The organism is Photorhabdus laumondii subsp. laumondii, assembly GCF_003343245.1.
GTDB lineage: Bacteria > Pseudomonadota > Gammaproteobacteria > Enterobacterales > Enterobacteriaceae > Photorhabdus > Photorhabdus laumondii.
Map to the genome: position 1 here is coordinate 2,654,246 of NZ_CP024901.1, position 22,121 is coordinate 2,676,366.

Consider the following 22,121-nt stretch of genomic DNA (forward strand, 5'->3'; position numbering starts at 1 on the left):
TAAGCTTTTGAGTTTAACAATATTGAAGACCTTATGGGTACATCACGATTCATATACATCCTTCCCTCAGTCAATGTGATGCAATACTTCCCCAACGGCGTCAAAAAGCCGATCCAAATCGGCTCGTTCAGCGTTGAACATAGGCCCGAATTGCAGCGTATCACCGCCAAAGCGTACGTAAAAACCGGCTTTCCAAAGCGCCATGCTGGCGTCAAAAGGACGTACAGCGGTATCACCGTCACGGGCAGCCAACTCAATTGCTCCCACCAAGCCACAATTACGGATGTCAGTCACATTTGGACAGTTTCTGAGAGCATGAAGGGCCGTTTCGAAATGAGGGGCAAGTTCAGCAGAGCGTTGGATAAGATGGTTTTTATCCAACAGATCTAAAGTTGCTAACCCGGCAGCACAGGCTACGGGATGCGCCGAATAGGTATAACCGTGACTAAACTCCACGGAGTGTTCCGGTAAAGACTGGGACATAAAGGCTTCATAAATTTCACTGCTTGCCACTACGCCTCCCAAAGGAATGGCACCATTGGTAATTTGTTTGGCAAAGTTAAGAAGATCGGGTGTCACACCAAAATATTCAGCGCCAGTCCAGCGCCCCATGCGACCAAAGCCAGTAATAACCTCATCAAAAATCAACAAAATATTATGTTGATCACAAATTTCACGCAGACGCTGTAGATACCCTTTGGGCGGAATAATCGCACCGGCGGAACCGGACACAGGCTCGACAATAACTGCCGCAATATTGGAGGCATCATGCAGTTCGATCAATTTGAGCATCTCGTTGGCTAATTCTGCGCCGCCGGTTTCCGCCATACCTGGCGTAAACGCCATATCGGTCTGTAATGTATGGGGTAAGTGATCTACATCCATTAACTGTCCGAACATTTTGCGGTTGCCACCAATACCTCCCAAACTGGTACCAGCAATATTGACACCATGATAACCAAGTGCACGGCCAATCAGTTTAGTTTTCTCGGGTTGGCCTTTCACTCGCCAGTAAGCTCGTACCATTTTGACCGCGGTATCTACAGATTCAGAACCTGAACTGGTGAAAAAGACGTGATTGAGATCACCTGGCGTTAAATTGGCAATTTTTTCTGCCAGTTGAAACGACAAGGGATGACCGAACTGAAAGCCTGGTGAATAATCGAGGGTGCTCAATTGAGCAGCGACAGCTTGTTGAATTTCTGTCCGGGTATGGCCTGCCCCACAGGTCCAAAGACCGGACAGACTGTCATAAATCTGGCGTCCTTTATCGTCTTTTAGCCATTGCCCCTCGGCAGCAACGATAAGGCGTGGATCGCGTTGGAAACTTCGGTTGGCACTAAATGGCATCCAGTGAGATTTTAGGTTTAATGATTCAGAATAATGGGTTTTAGACATCGATAACTCCTTCCAAAAGAATGAAATTTGAGTTTAGTTCAACCTCCTATTATTTTCCAACAATGACGAGTATTATTAGATAACAAATAATGTTGGACGTAATTAAATATTTAAATACTTTATCTTTAATCTATTTTACAGTTGTAAATCAGAATAGAGAAAAATATAGGGCGGAGATACCGCCCTATAAGAAGTTATAATAAGGTGAACAAATTTATTGCATGATGTTGAAGTTGTAATCTTATAGCTATAAATGTTAATTTGTAATCTTATAACTCTGAATGTGATGTTCTTGCTTCTCAAATTCCAAGGCTTCCTTGGTTATATCCAACAGATATTTATTGTTTTTACTATCTCTTAAAATTCCCCCTCTTTTTAAGGAATATATGAATTCAATACCAGATTTAACAATCCTTATCTCTTTCAATTCAAAATTATTTCCATACAAATAACTCACTATTTTTTCCTTTAAGATTGGTATTAATATCTCGTTAGTAAATCCAGCAGCAAGGGTAATCACCGCACTTATATACCAAAGGGTAGGCTCTTCAATATCGGATACTCTTTTTTCCTGCCTGGAGTTATACTCACTATAGTTTTTTTCGATCAATTCAACTAAAGCAGAATGAGATGCAGTTAAATTAATATGGGCAGAAACCAAATTTTTCACTAATGAATTATCATAGAGTAACTGTGAAGGCTTACCAGGTTTAATTTTCCACTTTCCTGTAGTCGTATAAATAACTGTACACTCCTTTCTTTTGTCAAAATTTTCTTCTGTAATCAATGCAGAATCGCTAGACACGTCACTCATTTTGATGAGCTGATTCTCAATATACTCTCCGGTTTTAACATAAAACTCTATCTTAGGCTGAATGTGATATGTGTCGCTGGGTGATGGGAGCCAGGAGTAGCCAATAAAACCCGCTCCTGATTTAATACCAAATGTAAGACAGCTATACCACTGATTGATTTCTTGTTCTGTCAAATCGAAACCATTGATTTTAATTCCGACTTGGTTAGGTTCAGTTTCCTCACTCAACTTACTTAAGGATGGGTTTATATGTTCTTCGCTAGAGTCAAATTCTACCTTCCATACGCTCCCTAATTCTATATTTCTAAGGGAATGAGTAGATATTTGTGAACTAATACCTACCACCTTATTGTGTGAACTAGCCTTCAATTTAAATTCAAGAGGAATAATAAAAGCGTTTTCATCTCCTCTTTCATACTTAGATAATGTCATATAAGTTGATGAGTTAGCAAACACTTTATCACTTACTTCTGATTGTGGTTCACTGAGAAAACACCAAAACTTTTTCTTTTTATCTTGCTGGTTGACAATATAAATCTTGTATTCTGTTGACATAATTTCACCTATAAATCCTATGAATAAAATATTAAAATTATGTGATTAGCTCATTGGCTTACATAATAGGTATAGTAATCATATAAATAACATAATCAGGTTATTTATGTTTGCCGTGATAATAATATAGATCTGTAGCAGCAATTAATTATATTGCAAAGACAGAGACGGTTTATATAAATCAAAAGCTGCTATAGAAAAGAGTAGTACAGGGAATTTAAAAATCCAATTTAACTTAATTAATATAAATTAATCATGTCATTATTTATTTTATTACAAACTGACATATTTTGTTATTAAAAGATATGAGATTGGTGTTTATATGGGAGATTGGGTTATCAACTATATGATTACGTTTAAGATTATGCCTGATACTTGAGCCTGTGATTTAAATAGTGCTGAATGCTGAATTTACTATCTTAGATATGATAAAAACTCACTAAAACCAAGCTTAAATTTATTTTCAATAAATTCAATTAAATATATACAAGTTATTTTATGGACTTAATTTTCGCTAAACATAAATTAAATTTATTGGCTGCTGATTTTGCCATTCAGTCCCCTATCCTTTTGACGGCATCAGTGACCTCGACAATGAGCGAGGGAGAAATGTCGTCATCGTACATTTCTCCCTGAACGCCGCTGTAAGTTACCTTAGTATTTTTTTAGGCATCAATGGAAATATCTGAGATAGGTATACATTGACAAGTAAGGCACATTCCTTGCTCTGAAGGTTCTACGCCATTTAAGTGTTGTACTTCGCCACTTTTTAATTTCACAGCACAACTTTCACACTGTCCAACCCGGCATCCACTTGCCATCTTAATACCACTTTTTTCGCCAAAATTAAGGAGTGTTCCTTTGTCAGGGGACCATTCAAGAGGAACGCCAGATTTTTCAAATTTAACAGCAAAACTCTTCCCATCTTTAATTTTTACCGGCGTTAGCGATCGGAACATTTCTTTATAGATATCAAAAGGCGGAACGCCTAGAGTGAGTAAACCTTCTTCAAAAGTTTTCATCATAGGAGCCGGACCACACATATAAAAACGAGCTTGCTGTTTAATCAGTGTTTCAGGAACGGCATCCGCAGTAATATATCCATGATACTGGTAATTAATACCCTCAATATCCACTGGCAACGGATTGCTGTAATAGTTGATTACCTTCAATTGCTTAATTTTTGACTCAATCTCTTTTAGTCTTTTGGAAAAAGTATGTGTATTGCTGTTTTGATTAGCGTACAACAATAAGAGTTCAGGCTTTTCACCGTTAGCGGGAAGAGATTCAAGATAACTTATGAATGGCGTAATACCAATTCCTCCTGCCAACATAACAACAGGTTGCTTAGCATTAAGCGGAATAATAAAGTTTCCTCCCGGAGGCGTCAGATTCACTTCGGCTCCGGCTACCAGTGTCTTGTTAATATATGAAGACATGACACCTTCAAAAGTTTCTCCGTCAGAAGTTATGCTTTTCTGATGTCGTACGGAAATACTGTAACTCTTTCTACCTTCCAGTGTTGCCGTTCCTGTCAAAGAATAGGCCCTGATGACAGGGGCATCCTGTCCAGGTATGGAAACTTGTACTGTGATATGTTGGCCAGGTTCATAATCAGGCAGCATTGTTCCATCTTGTGACTCAAAAATAACGGTTTTGACACCCTTAGCCTCGGGTTTTGTATCTACAACCCGAAATGCTTTACGGCCCTGCCACGGCCTTCTCTCCGGGTTGATATCTTCTGCGAGTTTAATATCACAACGGAATGAACGGAGCGGAGAAGCGCCGCTGATAGGATCACAAGAGTCGTCAGAAATAAGCGCATTATAGTTACTGCTGTTTTTTCCTATGGCGGGAAAACCTTCCTTCCCATAGTCGGGACACGCTTGCCACCAACCAAACTCAGCAATTATCGTGTCGTAAGCAATATTATCATCTAACGATGCTTTAAAACGTGCCTCGCCGTTGCGGGTGATGACCTCTACCCAATCTCCATTGTTAATACCTTTCTTTTCAGCCAATCTGCTGTTTATCTCAAGCTTCGGATAAGGTGATTTTTTGCGCAGACGGGTTAAACTTCTCTGTTGGCTATGACAATAGAAACCATTTTTTACCGAGGTTAGTCGATAAGGGAAATGTGACTCAGAGTTTAAATTCTCTTTTGGTTCATCATATATTGGTAGTGGCGGATAACCATGCCGCCACAATTTTTCAGAATAGATTTCAACCACTCCTGTTTCGGTATCAAAACCTTTAACTGTGTTCTTAACAGGATCGATTCCTGCGTATTTCCTATCATGCTGAATTAATGGCATTGAAATCCCTGCTGGCTTTTCTCTTAACGCCTCTACGGTTAAGCCAATAGGCTCAAGAATATAATTCCATCCCGCTTCAACGCTTCCATTAAAAAATAGATCATTCATGCCTAAGCGACAGGCCAAGTCGAAGACAATTTCGTTATCTGACCGGCTTTCTCCCCGAGGCGAAATCATTTTTTGCCTTAACTGAACGAGTTCTTCTGCCTTAGCTGAAATCTCAAATCCTACACGTAGCCCTTCTCTCTCCCAAGGCGTATTCACGGGTAGTAAGATGTCAGCATAATGTGCAGTAGGCGTTTCAAAGAGATCACAATGAACATGAAATTCAAGCTGTTTTAGCGCATCTATCCCAATTTTGGTGTCAGCATGAGATGACAACATATTCGTACCAAATGCCATCATAGCTCTAATCGGGTAAGGCCGTTTGTGCAAGATTGCTTGATACAGATCATGTGATGTTATCCAACCATCTAGAGGTGGCCCCAACGGTCTTTCCTTAAAGCCAAGTGCTTTTTCTTGCTGCTCCTTTGGCATAAGTCTGCGAGCATTTACAGGATTAACGGGATGCTTATTGTACACCCTGTTACTTCCCTGAGTGTCAAAACACCCGGTTAGTGCGTACAGCACGGCAATTGCTCGTTCAGACTGGGTTGCATTGGTATGTTGAGCTACACCTGTCCAAGAATGATAAGCAATTCGTTTGGAAGAGATGATTAAATCTGCGGCATATAGGAGTTTTTCTTTGGTTATGCCGGTGATTTTTTCTACATATTCAGGTGTGTATGGTTGACACTCATTTAGAAGTCGCTGGAATGCAGATTTGCATGGTATTTTTTTATTTACATCTTCCGCAGAGTTAATCGAAAATTCGCCCAATAAAGCATAATGATCATTTTCATCACATGGCACATTTTCGTGAATATCATAGGGTAGCGGAGACTGAGTTATGTTATTCCAGACAACATATCTGTTTTTCTTAGCTGAAATGTTTATATCTTTTTCTCTCAAGAAAAGACCATTATCATTTCGTACTAACAATGAGGCGTTCGTCCAGCGTGCTACAAACGCCTGATCATATCCTCTTCGGTTTATGATGATATTTATTAGCCCGAGGGCTAACGCGGCATCCGTCCCAGGATTGATGTTGAGCCAATTATCAGATTCTTTAGCAAGAGCCGTATGTCTAGGATCGACAACGATAAGTTTGGCACCTGCATTTCTTCCCGCGCCAAGAGCTTCCGCTTGCGCAAGCCATGTATTTGTTGGATTGTGCCCCCATAAAATGATCAGCTCGGCATTTCTGTAATCAGCTACAGGAATACTGCATCCAAAGGTAAACTTATGTGCCTCGTCTTTATGCCAGTTACACACTTCTGTACTATAGCAGACGTTAGGGCTGCCGAAATTTCGAATGAAGCGCTCTATCCATTCAAGGCTGTCACTAAGAGGTGTGCCACTTGGTGAGGTGACTGAGAAAGCAACCGATTCTGCACCAGACTCAGCCTTATAGAAAGCCAGTTTCTCAGCAACATACGTCAACGCTTCATCCCAGGTGATTTTTTCCCAGCCTGGATCGGCATCACCTTTGGGATTTGTCCTACGGAGAGGATGAAGAATCCGGTTAGGACTATGAGCCAGTTCTGGTGCAGCTTTACCCTTCATGCACATGGCGTTGCCGGTCGGGTGTTTTGGGTTCTGTTGGATTTTTATCAGTGTATCGTTACGAACTTCGTTGACAGTGCCACATCTTGATCTACAGAGAGTACAATATCCCTCTTTAAACTCGCTCTTCATAAGATAACCTCATACGGCTTCACAAAATATTTACTTCACGATTCTTGCGGATGGTTAATACCAGTACGTATTACTGGTTCTCTTCCCTTTTATTATTTTTCATCAAACTGGGTAATGTGTAACTGTTTTTCAAGCTACACAAAATAAAATCAAAAATTCAACGGTATTTATTTTTATAACCAACTAAAGTATTAACAATGTAATTATTCATAATTACTTGCATTGTCTTTGCTGGTATCCGGGACATAGATAACTTCTTTATTTATCCCCTCTTCTGCTTTGATGATTTTGGTGTAATATTGAGATGCTTGGTCAATTGTAAATATTGTATTAGGTGACCATACCATCATCCCACTATATCCGTTATTAATGACTGAGCGGGTAATATTCTGCACTGAGGATATCGAATTTTTTTCGGGGGAGATACCCAACAACAAATTTTCTTTCTTCATCCCGAAGTTAACGTATGGAACCAGCTTACTGGCACTGGTGTTGATGTAAGTCATCTCGTAACCTGCATCCAGTAAATTTGCTATATTTGTCGGTTCCTTGAAGTAGAGATAATCTGACCACAGGGCTTTTGTGAGTATTTTGTTGGCAAATTTTGGATGGCTTTTAATCGCATCCGCTACCCAATAGAAGGATTGACGATTACCATAGCATGTTGAATATTCATCATCGATATTGATTCCATCCAATCCGTATTTAACGACATCATTTACCATTTCATTGGCAAGTTTCGTTGCCGTTGCTTGACTCATATTACATGACCAACCTGCATTTTGATGATTGCCCAGATAGGATAGTTGAACTCTGATGCCCTTTTTTTGCAAATTCCGCACTAGGGAAATATTTTCTTTGAGTATCGAGCTTATTTTATCGTTGTAAAACAGTACAGGGCTATTAGATATACTATTGTTAATATTTGCTGCGAATAATATAACATCGGAAAAAAATGGTTTTTCAGTTTGTTTCACAACAAAATTACCGATATCCTTGACATGTTGCGGTGAAGGATTACTCAGAAATGTAATATTATTTGCTGCAAGAGATTGATTTGTTGCAAAGGTAATAATAAGTACAACTTTCAACAAATTGATATTTTTTAAGATCATAAATAAACCTCTTATCTTGGTTTTAATTATGTCATTTCTATATTGTTGTATGGATTTATTCTATGCATTGTTTTGAATTCAAATTCAGTTTCATTGAAAATCCAGATTTGAATTTTGCATCATCACTAACGACAGAGCATCTGACATTCCCTTATCTATCTTAGTCTCTTACTTGCTAGCTCATACGCTTCACTCCGTTCGCGCTTACCAACTGCTACTACGACGATAATCAACACATTATCTATGACCTCATAAACTAAGCGAAAACCAGAAGCGCGTAATTTTATTTTGTAACAATTCGGCATGCCTCGAAGTTTAACTGATGGAATATGAGGTTCAACACAGCACTTTTTCAGCTTCTTAGCAAATTGTTGTTGGACTGATTTATCAAGTCTCTTCCACTCCTTGAGTGCATCTTCCGTGAATTTCACTCTATAGATCATAGATAATTATCCAAATCTACATCAACCAATGCCTGCCCTCTACGCTCATTTACCAGTCGAATAAGCTCTTGATCGTCCAAAGCATCAAGTATCTGTTCATAGAGCTCCGCAGGAATACAATAAAACACGGGTTGGTTACGATTTAGGATTGCAATAGGGTATCCAGCCCCGGCACTAAGGGTCGCCATAGGGTTCTTTTTAAGTTCACTAATGCTTGCGCTAATATCTGACAGAATTATGTTGGCCATAAAAACACTCCAAAAGACTTGTTAATGAGTCTTATAGTAGCTTTCTTTGTTGAGAAAAGAAACAAAAAAGACCGTTTAAAAGGTCTTTTTCTCCGATGGTCTTTTTTTATTCTCATTACTATCAGCGTCTTGCTCGTATACAATTATCTATGCTGGTTTTAACTATTGGAGCTGAGTACGCGACACGAGATGCACCTTATCTCACAATGAAAAAAGTGTCATCGAATCTAGACAGCGCAATTATCACTAACTGTGGACATTTTGTTACTGAATAATGCCCCGAACAATTTTGCTATCTGGCAATCACTTTTTACAGAGGAGTTATTATTATGCCACTTGATAAAAATGTTGAAAAATGGCTTGCTTCTACGCCTGAAATTGCAATAGGAGAAGATTCCCCCCTGGAACAACTTCGAATCGTTCTTGAGCATGCTCTTATCCAGCAACAGGGCGAATGGAACGATGCGACATATAATAGCAGCTTTACTGTCCTCGCAGAGGATGGTTTCCCTATTCCGGTTCGCATGTATGTACCCTATGGAAAAGAAAAGATGAGTGATAAACCCGCGCTGGTTTATGCTCATGGCGGCGGGTGGTGTTTAGGAAGTCTTGATGCTTGGGATCGCCCTTGCCGTAAGCTGGCGGAATCAATGGGTTGCGTTATTTTCTCGGTAGACTATCGGCTTGCCCCAGAAAACCCTTTTCCGGTACCACTAACGGATTTCTATGCGGCTCTATGCTATGTCACTGATAATGCGGAAAAGTTTGGTATCAATAGGCAACAAATTGCGGTCGGTGGTGATAGCGCAGGTGGTAATCTTGCCGTTGCCGCTTGTTTGATGTCGCGAAACCAAGAAGGGCCTGCTATTTGCTATCAATTGCTATTCTATCCAGCTTTAGATGCATCAATGGAAACGGATTCATACGATAAATATGGTGAAGGTTATGTATTGACAAAACAGATGATGGCATTCTTTTGGCAGGCATACATTAATGAGCACAACAGTAGAACAAATCCACTTATCTCGCCTTCTCATTTAACGCATTTTGAAGGACTGCCAGATGCAACTATTTTGCTTTGCGAATACGATCCGCTAAGAAGTGAAGGCGAAGCTTATGCTCAGCAGTTAAGAGATGCCGGTGTGTCCGTGCAGATTGAAACTATTGAGGGAATGATACATGGTGCGATGCATATGACTGCGGTGACACCATCCGTTGAAGCATTTTACAAAAAATTCTGTTTTTGTTGAAAAGCATCATCTCTGTTTCAGGCCAATTTGATAAGAATTGGCCCGATAACACTCTGGAATCATCAGGATACGGGCATGGGTAGTCGTCCCGACAAAATATATATACCCGTCATCTTTCAAGTTGCCTCTTTGTTGGCTGCACTCACTCACCCCGGTCACATAGTTTGCTATGCTCCCGGGGATTCGCTCCTTTGCCGTCGCGATGCATCTTGAAATCTATAAGGTATAGTCCAGGAAGAATTGTTTTCCTGGACTGATTTATTCAACAAAGCCGGAGATGAGGTTTTATTTGCCATACTGATCTCATACCTGCATAACTATTTTTGGGCACCTTATTTAAAACTGACCAATAAAAGGCTCAAGAATTTTAACCGAATCAGCTTCGCTTACATGAGCCGATGTTGCCTTTATAAGTGCTTTATTAAATTCAACTAATTTCAGACAGGTATTCATACGTTGTGATGAATTTAATCTACTTAAGAGGTTTCTATCTTGCTGATATACAGGCAAGTCAATCTTTGCATTTGGAGCACCTTCACATTTATCATTCTTAAAATACTTAGTAATACCATAGCTGGTTACATCACGAAGAGTATCTGTGGATTTATTGTAATTATATGTAGTGCCCTTGTCCTTACTGAAATCGTAAATCATGGTCACTAAGGCAATCGAGGGTATTTTCACATCTTGATCGGAAAAAATTTTCTCCCGCCATACTTTTAATATTTTTCCTGATCGATTAATTATCTCTCTTTTAGGTGTTTTTTTACTGAAAACATTATCAAGTTCGGAGTATAGGCTAAGACGTTCTGAACGATACCATTCTGATGTGGCAGGATCTTTTCCATAGTTCAATTCAGAACACCTTTTATCGATAGAGCATAAAGGTGTTGAGTTGTTCAGAACGTTGAAAAATGCAATATCGACATCTTCTGTACTGTTACTTAAATTTATTACGGGAGCTTTAATAGTATAATTATACCTACTACCAAAAACTTCCTTGAATACATTGACAGCATTAACCTTTAGTTCTATCGGGCTGAGTCTGTTCATCGATTCGCCATTGTTGTATTTATAAACAAATGCAATGTCAAGATCCGATGAACTAGCCAGAGCCATTCCATAAGCTAGACTTCCTTGAACCTCCATACCAACCTTTGAAAAAGTACCATATTTGCCCCAATATCTTGCAGAGTACAACTTGTCAACAGATGCGCTATGCAGCTCGTTCCCAAGTTTATATAGTTGTTCTTCTGTACTTCTTGGTAATGAAATTTTATTTTCAAAGTTAATCATTCTCGTTTCCTGAATTGCACCTATGGAAAACGAGGAGAAGAAAAATAATGTGGCTGGCAATAAAGAAAAAAATTTATTATGCATATATATTCCCTTAAGTTTAGTTAATAACTAGATATACCCGTTATCTTTCAAGTTGCCTCTTTGTTGGCTGTACTCAATCACATTTAAATATTTCAATGGAAATTAATTCAATAGTGATTAATTCAATCCGTTACTTATAATTTTTAATCTTCCATAACATATAAGTAGAGTTTTCATAGTCTTGCTGCATCGATATATTTATAGAGTGTTGGTTTCGATATCACCATTAATTCAAAAATATGTTTTACGGTATTCAGTATATCCGTCAAAAAAGGGCATTTTCATTATCAAATAACGTGGATTCATTATCATTTAATCTTGGCTTGAAGTCAGGATGGAATTATTTAATGTGGGTTTAAAATCATTATTGATTGCAGGTTTGGTGTTTTTCGAACGATATGCTAAATCTGGTTCTTTCTTCGAGAAGAGTTGCCTTGGAAATGGTTATTGCGAAAAACGTATCAGATTCTGCTTAAAACAATTGTGTTACGTTTATTGCGATTTTCGTTTATTTCGTTTAATGTGCTAAGTCAAAATGAATGACTAACAGGTGCAACATGATTACTTCCACTTTCTCTGATATAAATCTTCCGGCTAAACGCGAAAGTGAAATAGCTGGAAAGGGGCTGCGTGAACTTTCAGCGTTCCTTTCAACAAAACTTGAAACTCAGCAGATTTCAATTATTAGTGATGATCATAAATCTCATCAAATTGAAGTGCCTACATCTGCGCTTACTATGCTAGTGCAAATCTTGAGTGAACTCGCTTCAGGTAATGCAGTGCAAATTGTTCCTGTTCATGCCGAGCTAACCACTCAAGAAGCCGCAAACATATTGAATGTATCGCGGCCTCATATGGTTAAACTTCTGGAAGATGGTTGTCTTCCTTTCCATAAAACAGGCCGACATCGGCGTATTCGTTTTGCTGATCTGATGGAATATAAAAAGCAGCGTAATACTGAGAGTATGGAGGCTATGAAGGCATTAGCTAATCAGGCTCAGGAATTAGGGATCTACTAATGACCCATTCCCCGTACCATTCAATTACTATCGGAAAACATCTGTTTTCCGACAAAATAAGCGGCCTTTCTGAATTATCTAATAATCCATAGGGTGTATTAGTAGGTGGTTGTTTAGTTTTTTAATATTCGCTACGGTCTAGCTCTTTTACTCTACCTTTTATCAGTGACAGGCATTGATAAGTAAAGTTTCGCGTTTATCGTCAATGGTTTTCGCTACTACTTCATTTTGTGCATAGGTGGCCACTGTCTGGCTGTATGGATAAGCGTCAATATCCATACTATTTCTCCGTTGATCTCATATACCAGGCGATAACTCTCGTTTGGAAACAGCTCACGAGTGCCTGGCATTTTCCCCGGCCGGCCAAGCATGGGATGTCGTGCAAGATTGGATGCTGCATCACTAAACTGTTCATCCATTCTGGCTGCCGCGTATGGATTATCGGCTGCGATGTAGTCCCACACGTCAGCGCGGTCTTGCTTCGCTTCTGGTGTCCAGATAACTTTCACGCTTGGTTCACCACATTGGCACGCCGTGCGGCAAACTCGGCTTCGACCTCATCATTAGATTGGCCCAAACCAGCACGCATTGAGGCTCGCCCTGCTTCTACCTTGTGACATAGGAATTTATCGTATTCTCGTTCCTCACGTTGGCGTTGAATAAACTCGCGCATGAGTTCGCGTAGCACCTGTGAGGCTGGGCGGTGAGCAGCTTCGGCTTCAGCCATAAATTCGGCACGTAGTTCAGGTTCTAATTTCATCGTAAAAACAGCTTGTTTCGTCATGGTCTGACTTCCTAACATTATTATTCTGTACTAATAAAGTATATATATACCCGTCGTCTTTCAAGTTGCTTCTTTGTTGGCTGCACTCTCTCACCCCGGTCACATAGTTATCTATGCTCCCGGGGATTCGCTCCCTTGCCGCCGCGATGCATCTTGAAATCCATAGGGTATAATCTTATTACTCTATGCGATTTTCTAGCATATTTAGAGAGAATTGAAATCAATATCGCTTGTCGGAAAACATCTGTTTTCCGACAAAACAAGCGCCCTTTCTGAACTACATATTAGGGCTGATAACTTTTTTCAGATTGTGATGGTGCCATTGATACAAGTCACAGCACTACCGCCGACAAAAATCTTACCATCAGAATGGCTAAGCCATACACTTCCCTGACGGCCAAGTTTTTTGCCTTGTGATGAATGAACGATTTTATCGTCAATCATTGCTACTTTGTGGTGGCGCATAAATGCAGCAACACTGCCGTTGCCACTACCGCAAACTGGGTCTTCGTTGACACCGCATGATGGGGCGAAAGAGCGTACTTCAATATCAGCCTCTGCTCCTTCATGATAGGCACCGTACAGACAAACTCCGGTTATGTTCATTTGCGTGTCGTGTTCAAGTAATCTGGCATAGTCGGGTTTTGTTGCCAGCACAGCTTCTGCTCCAGTGGTATGAGCGACAATCCAACGAGCTCCCACATCGATAAGTGCCGGTGTTAGCGCGCGATCTAACGGGCAATCTAGAATGCTTTCGAGGCGATCTATCTGCTCGGAACTAAGCGGTGTGATGGTTGGTTCTGGTAGTTCGAAAGTGATTAATTTCTGACCTTCATCCCTTTCGGTAACGTTTAATGTAATCAGTCCCGCCCCACATTCCTGCACAATACGCCCTTCTCTTGCCTGAATTAAGCCGGCTTCAAGAAGAGCATGTGCGGTACCGATCGTAGGATGACCGGCAAAAGGAAGTTCGCTACCGGGTGTGAAAATTCGGACACGATAATCTGCTAATGGATTTTCTGCCGGAAGGATAAAAGTGGTTTCAGAAAGGTTGGTCCAGTTGGCAATGCCCTGCATCTGTATTGATGAAAGTTCTTGAGCATCCATAACAACGGCAACGGGATTTCCCTTAAAGGGTCGGTGAGTGAATACATCAACCTGTTTAAATGGTACGAGAGACATAAAATTTCCTTTTTATGGTGGCAAAAGTGGTTAGTATATAATAAAAGAATAACTTAGAAAAAAGATATGTGATGAAACTCAAAAAAAAAATTAAGTTAAACCATTTGTGAAATAACATAATACTAATATTAAGATAATTATGTTTAATTAATTTCAATAAATTAATACTTTTATGGGAAATAATAAATCATGATTAAAGTTATCTATACAAATAATAAAGAACAATGGAAAGAAGGATTGTCGATCATAAAAACAGATGAGAAAGCCAATTTAATTGTCACTAATAATCGAGGTCGAAAATTAGATGGCTTTGGCGGTTGTTTTAATGAACTTGGGATGAAAGCTTTATTAGATCTGGATAAAGAAAATAAAAAAACTGTGTTAGATAAGTTATTTTCGCCAGATGGTGAATGCAAATTAACATTAGCCAGAATACCTATTGGTGCCAGCGATTATGCCATTTCTTGGTATAGTTTAAATGATATTGAAGATGATTATAATATGGCACACTTTTCGATTCAAAGAGATAGAAATTTACTGATTCCCTATATAAAGGAAGCGTTAAAAAGACAACCAAATTTAAAAATATCTGCTTCACCGTGGAGTCCGCCGGTATGGCTTAAGACTCACCAAGTCTATAATTTTGGCAGATTAAAAAGCGATGTTCAAAGCCAGAATGCATATGCTTTATATTTTGCAAAATTTATCGAAGAGTATCAGAAAGAAGGTATTTCAATTGATCAAATTCATATCCAGAATGAAGTTGCTGCGGATCAAAAATTTCCTTCTTGTGTGTGGAGCGGTGAACAGTTAAGAGAGTTTATAAAAAAATATCTCGGTCCGAAATTTGAACAAAATAATGTAAAAACTGAGATTTGGCTAGGTACTATTAATGCCCCTGAGTTCTCTAAAGAAATTGGACAGGATTATGATGATTATGCAAATTGTGTATTGCGTGACATAGACGCCTATAAATATATAAAAGGCGTTGGTTATCAATGGCAAGGAAAAAATGCTATTCAAAGAACGGTACAAAGCTATCCAGAATTAAGATATTATCAAACTGAAAATGAGTGTGGTGATGGTCATAATAGTTGGGAATATGCTCATTATGTCTTTACCCTTTTCAGGCATTATTTAACCAATGGTGCTAATGGTTATTTGTACTGGAATATGGTGCTGCATTCAGGTGGAGAAAGTAGTTGGGGCTGGAAACAGAATAGCATGATAAGTATTCCAAAAGGAATAAATGAAGTGATATATAATCCAGAGTATTATGTCATGCGTCATTTTTCTGGTTTAATTTTGCCTGATGCACAACATATTGAATTAGAAGGTAGTATGTCAGGAAATGCCGTTGCTTTCGAGAATAAAACAGGTTCCCTTGTGGTGAATATAAATAACTCTTATAAAGAAAAGCAAAAAATAAATATTAGTTATAATAATGATATTTGGTCTATTTATTTGGAACCTAACTCGATTAATTCTATTATCTTTAACTAAGAAAGATTTTTGATGAAGATAATAATCAGGAGTTACTTATGAAGAATAAATTCCCCACCGGTTTCTTATGGGGCGGCGCGGTTGCCGCTAATCAAGTTGAAGGTTATTGGAATCAAGATGGTAAAGGAATGAGCATTGCTGATGTTATGACAAAAGGAGAGCACGGCGTTAATCGTGTCATAACTCATGGTATTGAGGAAAATAAAATCTATCCTAATCATCAAGGTGTGAAATTTTATTCCCATTATAAAGATGACATTGCACTATTTGCAGAAATGGGATTCAAATGTTTTAGGACATCAATTGCTTGGTCAAGAATTTTTCCTCATGGTGATGAATTACAACCTAACGAAGCTGGCTTAAAATTTTACGATGATCTTATTGATGAATTATTGAAATATAATATTGAACCCATTATTACCTTATCTCACTTTGAAATGCCTTATCATTTGGTTAAGGAATATGGCGGTTGGCATAACCGAAAATTAATAAATTTTTTCATGAATTTTAGTTTGACGGTTATGGAAAGATATAAAAATAAAGTCAAATACTGGATTACATTTAATGAAATTAATAACCAAATAAATTGGCAATATCCACTATTTGGTTATTGTAATTCAGGTGTGATTTATCAGGATTATGACAATCCAGAACAGGTTATGTATCAGACTATTCATCATCAATTTGTTGCTAGCGCAAAGGTTGTCAAATTAGGCCATGAAATAAATCCTAATTTTAAAATTGGCGGCATGATCCATATGTCGCCATTATATCCAGCGAGCTGTAAGCCGGAAGATGTTTTATATGCACAACAAGCCATGCGTCAGAAATATCTTTTTAGCGATGTTCAACTTCGTGGATATTATCCATCTTATCTTATTAAAGAATGGGAAAGAAAAAAGATAGAACTTCATATTGAAGATGATGATTTAAATTGGTTAAAGGAAGGTTGCGCTGATTATTTAGCGATAAGCTATTATATGAGTAATATCGTCTCTTCATCCACAGAAATGTTAGAAAAAAATAGCCAATCCCTCTCCTTCTTCGAAAAAGGAAGAGACAATCCTTATTTAAAATCCTCTGAATGGGAATGGCAAATTGATCCTATAGGTATTCGATACAGTTTATCTGAGTTATATGAACGTTATCAAAAACCCATTTTTATCGTTGAAAATGGGCTAGGTTCCGTTGATAAATTACCTCAAAATGGTGTTATCAATGATGATTATCGTATTGAATATTTAGCATCACACTTATCTGAAATTAAAAAATCTATTTTATTCGATGGTGTTGATATCCTCGGTTATACTTCATGGGGATGTATCGATTGTGTCTCTTTTTCGACCGGTGAATATCGTAAACGATACGGGTTTATTTATGTCAATGTTGATGATAATGGAAATGGGGATTTTGTACGTTATAAGAAAAAGAGTTTTTCTTGGTATAAGAAAGTTATAGCAACGAACGGCGAAGATATTTAATTAAATTAAAAGCTACCCTATTTGTTTGAGGGTGGCTTATTTAACTCTTTTTGGTAATTTTATATTTATCTCGATACTCTTTAGGGGTCATATTATAATTTCGTTTGAACATGGAGTAAAAATAATGTAAAGAAGAATAGCCGCAAACGGTAACAATTTCACTGATTGAAATAGAGGTATGGATTAAAAGATTTTTTACCTTATCTAATTTCTCATTATGAATAATAGTATGAATTGTTTGTCCAAATTCACTTTTAAAACGGTTTTCAAGATTAGAACGTGACATACCAATAGCATCAATAACTTGTTCAACTCTTATCCCTTTACACGCGTGATGACGAATATAATGCATTGCTTGAATAACCGCGGGATCATTTAATGCCCGAAAATCTGTCGATTGTCTTGCTATAACCTTTAACGGGGGAATTAATTGGCGGTGGTATTTTTTAGGAACGTAGCCTTTAAGAAGTTTATGAAGCAATTTTGCTGCCTGGTAGCCCATTTTCTGTGTCCCCTGCACAACGGAAGAGAGTGCCGTACGTGAAAGAAAACGGGCTATTTCTTCATTATCTATACCTATAACACAGATTTTTTCAGGAATAGGAATATTTAGATATTCACATGCGGCTAAAATATGTCGAGCTCGGGCGTCTGTTACCGCGATAATGCCGGTATTTGGGGGTAAAGTTTGGAGCCAATCTTTTAATCTATTTTGCGCATAAAACCAATCTTCCGGTGTCGTCTCCATTCCTTGATATATCACACCTTGATATTTTTCTTTTTCGACTAATTGTCGGAAAGCGTATTCACGTTCTATTGCCCATCGTTTACCACTTGTCTGAGGTAAACCATAAAATGCAAAGCGTTTAATACCTTTATCTTTTAAGTGATTAAACGCACTTTCTATTAAAGCAAAGTTATTTGTTGCAATATAATGCGCGGCGGGATAATGACTTTCTTGGTGATAAGAGCCACCGACACCGATAACAGGAATCTCTAACGGGCTGAAAAAACGTTGAATTTCTATATCATCAAAATCAGCAATAATTCCATCACTCTGTAAGGTTTTCAGGCTATTTAATTTAGTAGTGAAATCTTCTTCAATGAAGATATCCCAATTACATTGAAATTCCTGTAAATATTCACCTATTCCTTCTATCACCTGACGATCATAAGCTTTATTAGCGTTAAGTAATAGTGTTATATGGTATCGTCTGTTCATTATTGATGCCCTTATTTAATCATAATTATTTTTCTATTTTCAGGGTTAAATTAATGCCAATTTATGAGATAAATCACACAATTAACAAGAATCTTAATGAAGAAATAAAATAACGCAATTGAAAATAGCGACATTGATGAACAAAATTTTATATACACATATGTCTATACCCTATGGATTTCAAGATGGATCGCGGCGGCAAGGGAGCGAATCCCCGGGAGCATAGCAAACTATGTGACCAGGGTGAGAGAGTGCAGCCAACAAAGAAGCAACTTGAAAGATGACGGGTATATATTAGAGAGAGGCTGATATGCACCGGTATTTTGAGAGAGTAAATAGAATTAGTTACGAAGGTAGGCAAAGTAATAATCCATTAGCTTTCCGTCACTACAACCCCGAAGAGATTATTCTAGGCAAAAAGATGAAAGATCATCTGCGTTTTGCCGTCTGCTATTGGCACAATTTTTGTTGGGATGGTACTGATATGTTTGGTTCTGGGGCATTTGAGCGTTTTTGGCAAAAAGGGGGTGATGCTTTAGAACTGGCGAAGCTTAAAGCTGATGTTGCTTTTGAATTTTTCTACAAACTCAATATTCCTTTTTATTGTTTCCACGATATTGATGTTGCCCCCGAAGGTTGTTCCTTAAAAGAATATATTTATAATTTGGGTGTCATGTCCGATATTCTTGCAGATAAACAAGCAGAAACTGGCGTTAAATTATTATGGGGAACGGCAAACTGTTTTACACATCCTCGTTATGCTGCCGGTGCGTCAACGAATCCAGATCTCAATATTTTCGCTTATGCATCAGCACAAGTATGTCAAGTTATGCAAATGACTAAAAAGCTAGGTGGTGAAAATTATGTACTGTGGGGCGGACGTGAAGGCTATGAAAGTTTGCTCAATACAGATTTACGTCAAGAAAGAGAACAAATCGGCCGTTTTATGCAAATGGTTGTGGATTATAAATACAAAATTGGTTTTCAGGGAACATTGCTAATTGAACCTAAACCTCAGGAACCGACTAAACACCAATATGATTATGATGTAGCGACTGTTTATGGTTTCCTAAAGCAGTTTGGTTTAGAAAATGAAATTAAGGTGAATATTGAAGCTAACCATGCCACATTAGCTGGACACTCATTTCAACATGAAGTTGCCACCGCGATTGCATTGGGAATATTGGGCTCTATTGATGCGAATCGCGGGGATGCTCAATTGGGTTGGGATACCGATCAATTTCCAAATAGTGTCGAAGAGAATTCTCTTGTAATGTATGAAATCTTAAAAGCTGGTGGCTTTACCACGGGTGGTTTAAATTTCGATGCAAAAGTTCGCCGTCAAAGTATTGATATTGATGATCTGTTTTATGGGCATATCGGTGCCATCGATACTATGGCTTTATCATTAAAGAGCGCGGTGAAAATATTAGTAGACGGTAAATTAGATGAATATGTCGCTCAGCGTTATTCTGGTTGGAATAGTGAATTAGGTAGAGATATTCTTGAAGGAAAAATGACACTTGATGAAGTGGCTCACTATGCAGAAACATTAGTTCAGGAACCTAAACATCGAAGTGGGCAACAGGAATTACTCGAAAATCTTATTAATCGCTATATTTATGATTAAGAGCCTATCTCAATAGGCGTAATTGTTGCAGGCAGTTTGAACACGGACAGCGCGGAAAAACCGGAGCGTACACGTAGTACGTGAGGATTTTGAGCACTGCCCAGGTTCGCTCTTTATGGCAAAGAAGGGCAAATAAAATAGCCCTATTGAGATAGGCAGTAAATTAGTTATTGGCTAACAGGTCCTACGTTGGGAACAGTCAAATTAGCACAACACAACATCAAGGGGTTAGTATTCTCGAAAGTCGTTCTTGAAACAATATTCTCAAAATACTACACTATCAGTGAATAAAATCCTGTAAGTCAGTATATTTTCTGATTTGTCATAAAATGAATATTTAATCGTGATATGAATACGAATTTTTCTTATCTTTTATGTGAAAATACACATTTTTTTGACAAGTAAAAGGGGATTATGAGATGGCTCACATACAATTAGGAAATGGTGAAATTATTAATCTTACCGAAGCAGAAACAAGAAATTCTCGCGAAGCGAAAGGCGGATATGTATATATGCTTGATAATATAGCGTATAAGCCAATGAATCTAAACAATTCTATTAAAAGTGTTTTTAAAAACTGTGATCGTAGTTATGGCTTGCCAAGCGTATACTTAGACGTTTTTAATGCTAAATTTTCATTTCAAGGTAGCAATGGTATAGATCGTAATGATGACGCTACTATTATTAAGATGAAACGCATTGATACCAGTAATAATAGTGGTAATCATTTCTTTCAGATTTCCCACGGTGGTAGAGCGAATCTTGAAAACTTTATTAATAACGAAAGTGATAAAGAAAGGTTAAAAAGAATTTTACGAGCTTTATGTGCAGCTAGGGAATCAAATTTAAAAGATATCCAAGGTTTTTATTCGTCGAAAGGATCTAACCCGATATTGTTCTGTGATATTCATTGTGGTACAACCCCTAGCTTAGAAATTGAAGAATTGATTGAATATACTCAAAATAGGATGAAAAATTCCCTTGACGATTAACTGTCGCTAGTCTTATCAGATCTGACAAAGCACTTTGGAAGGTTGAGAGTTACCGGTTTGGATATGGATGTTGAATCCTTATACAAAGCGCAAGAGGTAACTCTCATGTTTTCCCCACAAGATTCGATCTTAGACATCTCCATATCCCAGAATTCCCACATCAATTTACATATGTATGTATATACAGCCTGCTAACATTATATTACTATGATACAAGCGCAATCCGGTAACAAATGTTACATATTGATTTGCTTTTACTCTCTTATTGAATCTAACTTAGATGAGAATTACATGATGACAGTATCCCCCAAGCCTAACCTTCAACTTGTTTACGTATCTGATATTGAATGTTCGACGGTCTTCTACGAGACGATTTTCAATGCTAAGCCGGTATTTTCGAGCCCTCGTTATGTGGCATTTGCCGCTGGCGGTGAAGCACTATTCGCTATTTGGTCAGGCGGAACAACGCCAGATGCCTCTACTCCTCGGTTCTCTGAGATCGGTATTATGTTGCCATCTGGAGAAGATGTAGATCGCTTATTTGAAGAATGGCAGAAGAAACCCGATATCAAGATTGTGAAGGAACCCCACACTGAAATTTTTGGTCGTACTTTCCTCGTTGAAGATCCCGATGGTCATATTATTCGGGTATGTCCTTTGGATTAGATGTATTGACTCTTTTCTGCCGTCCTTATATAAAAAAGCTTGCTATAATTACAAGTGTAAAATAACGTGTTTCATACAGGGGTTAACATGCCAGCAACACAAATCAGATTAAAGAAAACAGTGAGCGTGACCGTTGCACCTGAACTGTATCAACAAGCGAGACAGGTAGGGCTTAACTTATCAGCAGTGCTGACTAAAGCACTAATTTCGGAACTGAAAGCCGTTGAGTCTGAACGCTGGAAACGTGAGAATAAGGCAGGAATGGAAGAACTTAATCGTATCACTAACGAACACGGTTTACTGTCTGACAAGTACAGGGTGTTCTGA

At 38.3% G+C, this 22,121-nt stretch carries 18 protein-coding genes and 1 pseudogene; 8 read left to right on the top strand and 11 right to left on the bottom strand.

The window, feature by feature from the left end:
* Positions 1-66 precede the first annotated feature (66 nt).
* The 6 genes from aptA to PluTT01m_RS11725 all read right to left on the bottom strand — a co-directional run bounded on the left by aptA (position 67) and on the right by PluTT01m_RS11725 (position 8,685).
* Positions 67-1,398 carry an omega-aminotransferase AptA gene (gene aptA, locus PluTT01m_RS11700; RefSeq protein WP_011146509.1) on the bottom strand — a complete coding sequence of 444 codons (1,332 nt, stop codon included), beginning with the start codon at positions 1,396-1,398 and terminating at the stop codon, positions 67-69.
* A gap of 256 nt (positions 1,399-1,654) precedes the next feature.
* The gene (locus PluTT01m_RS11705; protein WP_011146510.1) at positions 1,655-2,767 is read right to left on the bottom strand and encodes a hypothetical protein; all 1,113 of its coding nucleotides are present in this window, start codon (positions 2,765-2,767) and stop codon (positions 1,655-1,657) included.
* Positions 2,768-3,432: 665 nt separating this feature from the next.
* Positions 3,433-6,879 carry a molybdopterin-dependent oxidoreductase gene (locus PluTT01m_RS11710; protein ID WP_011146511.1) on the bottom strand — a complete coding sequence of 1,149 codons (3,447 nt, stop codon included), beginning with the start codon at positions 6,877-6,879 and terminating at the stop codon, positions 3,433-3,435.
* A gap of 203 nt (positions 6,880-7,082) precedes the next feature.
* Positions 7,083-7,994, bottom strand: coding sequence for a glycoside hydrolase family 18 protein (locus PluTT01m_RS11715; RefSeq protein ID WP_011146512.1), 912 nt, complete (start codon positions 7,992-7,994; stop codon positions 7,083-7,085).
* Positions 7,995-8,149: 155 nt separating this feature from the next.
* Complete coding sequence (locus tag PluTT01m_RS11720; RefSeq protein WP_011146513.1) at positions 8,150-8,437, bottom strand: type II toxin-antitoxin system RelE family toxin; 288 nt, start codon at positions 8,435-8,437, stop codon at positions 8,150-8,152.
* Complete coding sequence (locus PluTT01m_RS11725; RefSeq protein WP_011146514.1) at positions 8,434-8,685, bottom strand: type II toxin-antitoxin system Phd/YefM family antitoxin; 252 nt, start codon at positions 8,683-8,685, stop codon at positions 8,434-8,436. Before PluTT01m_RS11725 ends, PluTT01m_RS11720 begins: the two co-directional genes overlap by 4 nt.
* 329 nt (positions 8,686-9,014) lie before the next feature.
* Here PluTT01m_RS11725 and PluTT01m_RS11730 point away from each other — a divergent pair, with 329 nt between their 5' ends.
* Positions 9,015-9,935, top strand: coding sequence for an alpha/beta hydrolase (locus tag PluTT01m_RS11730; protein WP_011146515.1), 921 nt, complete (start codon positions 9,015-9,017; stop codon positions 9,933-9,935).
* Between the two features lie 336 nt (positions 9,936-10,271).
* On the opposite strand, the gene PluTT01m_RS11735 is transcribed toward PluTT01m_RS11730, so the two are convergent.
* On the bottom strand, positions 10,272-11,315 hold the full coding sequence (locus tag PluTT01m_RS11735; RefSeq protein WP_125043766.1) for a hypothetical protein: 1,044 nt from the start codon (positions 11,313-11,315) through the stop codon (positions 10,272-10,274).
* Between the two features lie 557 nt (positions 11,316-11,872).
* Here PluTT01m_RS11735 and PluTT01m_RS11740 point away from each other — a divergent pair.
* Complete coding sequence (locus PluTT01m_RS11740) at positions 11,873-12,334, top strand: helix-turn-helix domain-containing protein (protein ID WP_011146517.1); 462 nt, start codon at positions 11,873-11,875, stop codon at positions 12,332-12,334.
* A 302-nt stretch (positions 12,335-12,636) separates the two neighbouring features.
* On the opposite strand, the pseudogene PluTT01m_RS27510 reads toward PluTT01m_RS11740, so the two are convergent.
* The 3 genes and pseudogenes from PluTT01m_RS27510 to PluTT01m_RS11755 all read right to left on the bottom strand — a co-directional run.
* Positions 12,637-12,843 (bottom strand): annotated as a pseudogene (locus PluTT01m_RS27510) (type II toxin-antitoxin system RelE/ParE family toxin); the annotation flags it as partial.
* On the bottom strand, positions 12,840-13,118 hold the full coding sequence (locus PluTT01m_RS11750) for a hypothetical protein (RefSeq protein ID WP_011146519.1): 279 nt from the start codon (positions 13,116-13,118) through the stop codon (positions 12,840-12,842). The pseudogene PluTT01m_RS27510 and the gene PluTT01m_RS11750, both read right to left, overlap by 4 nt.
* 303 nt (positions 13,119-13,421) lie before the next feature.
* A complete protein-coding gene (locus PluTT01m_RS11755) occupies positions 13,422-14,300 on the bottom strand; it encodes a PhzF family phenazine biosynthesis protein (protein ID WP_011146520.1) in 879 nt (292 codons plus the stop codon).
* 189 nt (positions 14,301-14,489) lie between these two features.
* Here PluTT01m_RS11755 and PluTT01m_RS11760 point away from each other — a divergent pair, with 189 nt between their 5' ends.
* Positions 14,490-15,803 carry a glycoside hydrolase family 30 protein gene (locus tag PluTT01m_RS11760; protein ID WP_011146521.1) on the top strand — a complete coding sequence of 438 codons (1,314 nt, stop codon included), beginning with the start codon at positions 14,490-14,492 and terminating at the stop codon, positions 15,801-15,803.
* Between the two features lie 38 nt (positions 15,804-15,841).
* Positions 15,842-17,284, top strand: coding sequence for a 6-phospho-beta-glucosidase (locus PluTT01m_RS11765; RefSeq protein WP_011146522.1), 1,443 nt, complete (start codon positions 15,842-15,844; stop codon positions 17,282-17,284).
* Positions 17,285-17,324: 40 nt separating this feature from the next.
* Here PluTT01m_RS11765 and PluTT01m_RS11770 read toward each other — a convergent pair whose 3' ends face one another.
* Entirely contained in the window at positions 17,325-18,506 is a 1,182-nt protein-coding gene (locus tag PluTT01m_RS11770) for a XylR family transcriptional regulator (protein ID WP_011146523.1), read from the bottom strand.
* Between the two features lie 310 nt (positions 18,507-18,816).
* On the opposite strand from PluTT01m_RS11770, the gene xylA reads away from it, so the two are divergent.
* The 4 genes from xylA (at position 18,817) to PluTT01m_RS11790 (ending at position 22,121) form a co-directional block, all read left to right on the top strand.
* Complete coding sequence (gene xylA / locus PluTT01m_RS11775; protein ID WP_011146524.1) at positions 18,817-20,136, top strand: xylose isomerase; 1,320 nt, start codon at positions 18,817-18,819, stop codon at positions 20,134-20,136.
* A gap of 419 nt (positions 20,137-20,555) precedes the next feature.
* Entirely contained in the window at positions 20,556-21,128 is a 573-nt protein-coding gene (locus PluTT01m_RS11780; protein WP_011146525.1) for a hypothetical protein, read from the top strand.
* 294 nt (positions 21,129-21,422) lie between these two features.
* Positions 21,423-21,794, top strand: coding sequence for a VOC family protein (locus PluTT01m_RS11785; protein ID WP_011146526.1), 372 nt, complete (start codon positions 21,423-21,425; stop codon positions 21,792-21,794).
* An 87-nt stretch (positions 21,795-21,881) separates the two neighbouring features.
* On the top strand, positions 21,882-22,121 hold the full coding sequence (locus PluTT01m_RS11790; protein WP_011146527.1) for a type II toxin-antitoxin system CcdA family antitoxin: 240 nt from the start codon (positions 21,882-21,884) through the stop codon (positions 22,119-22,121).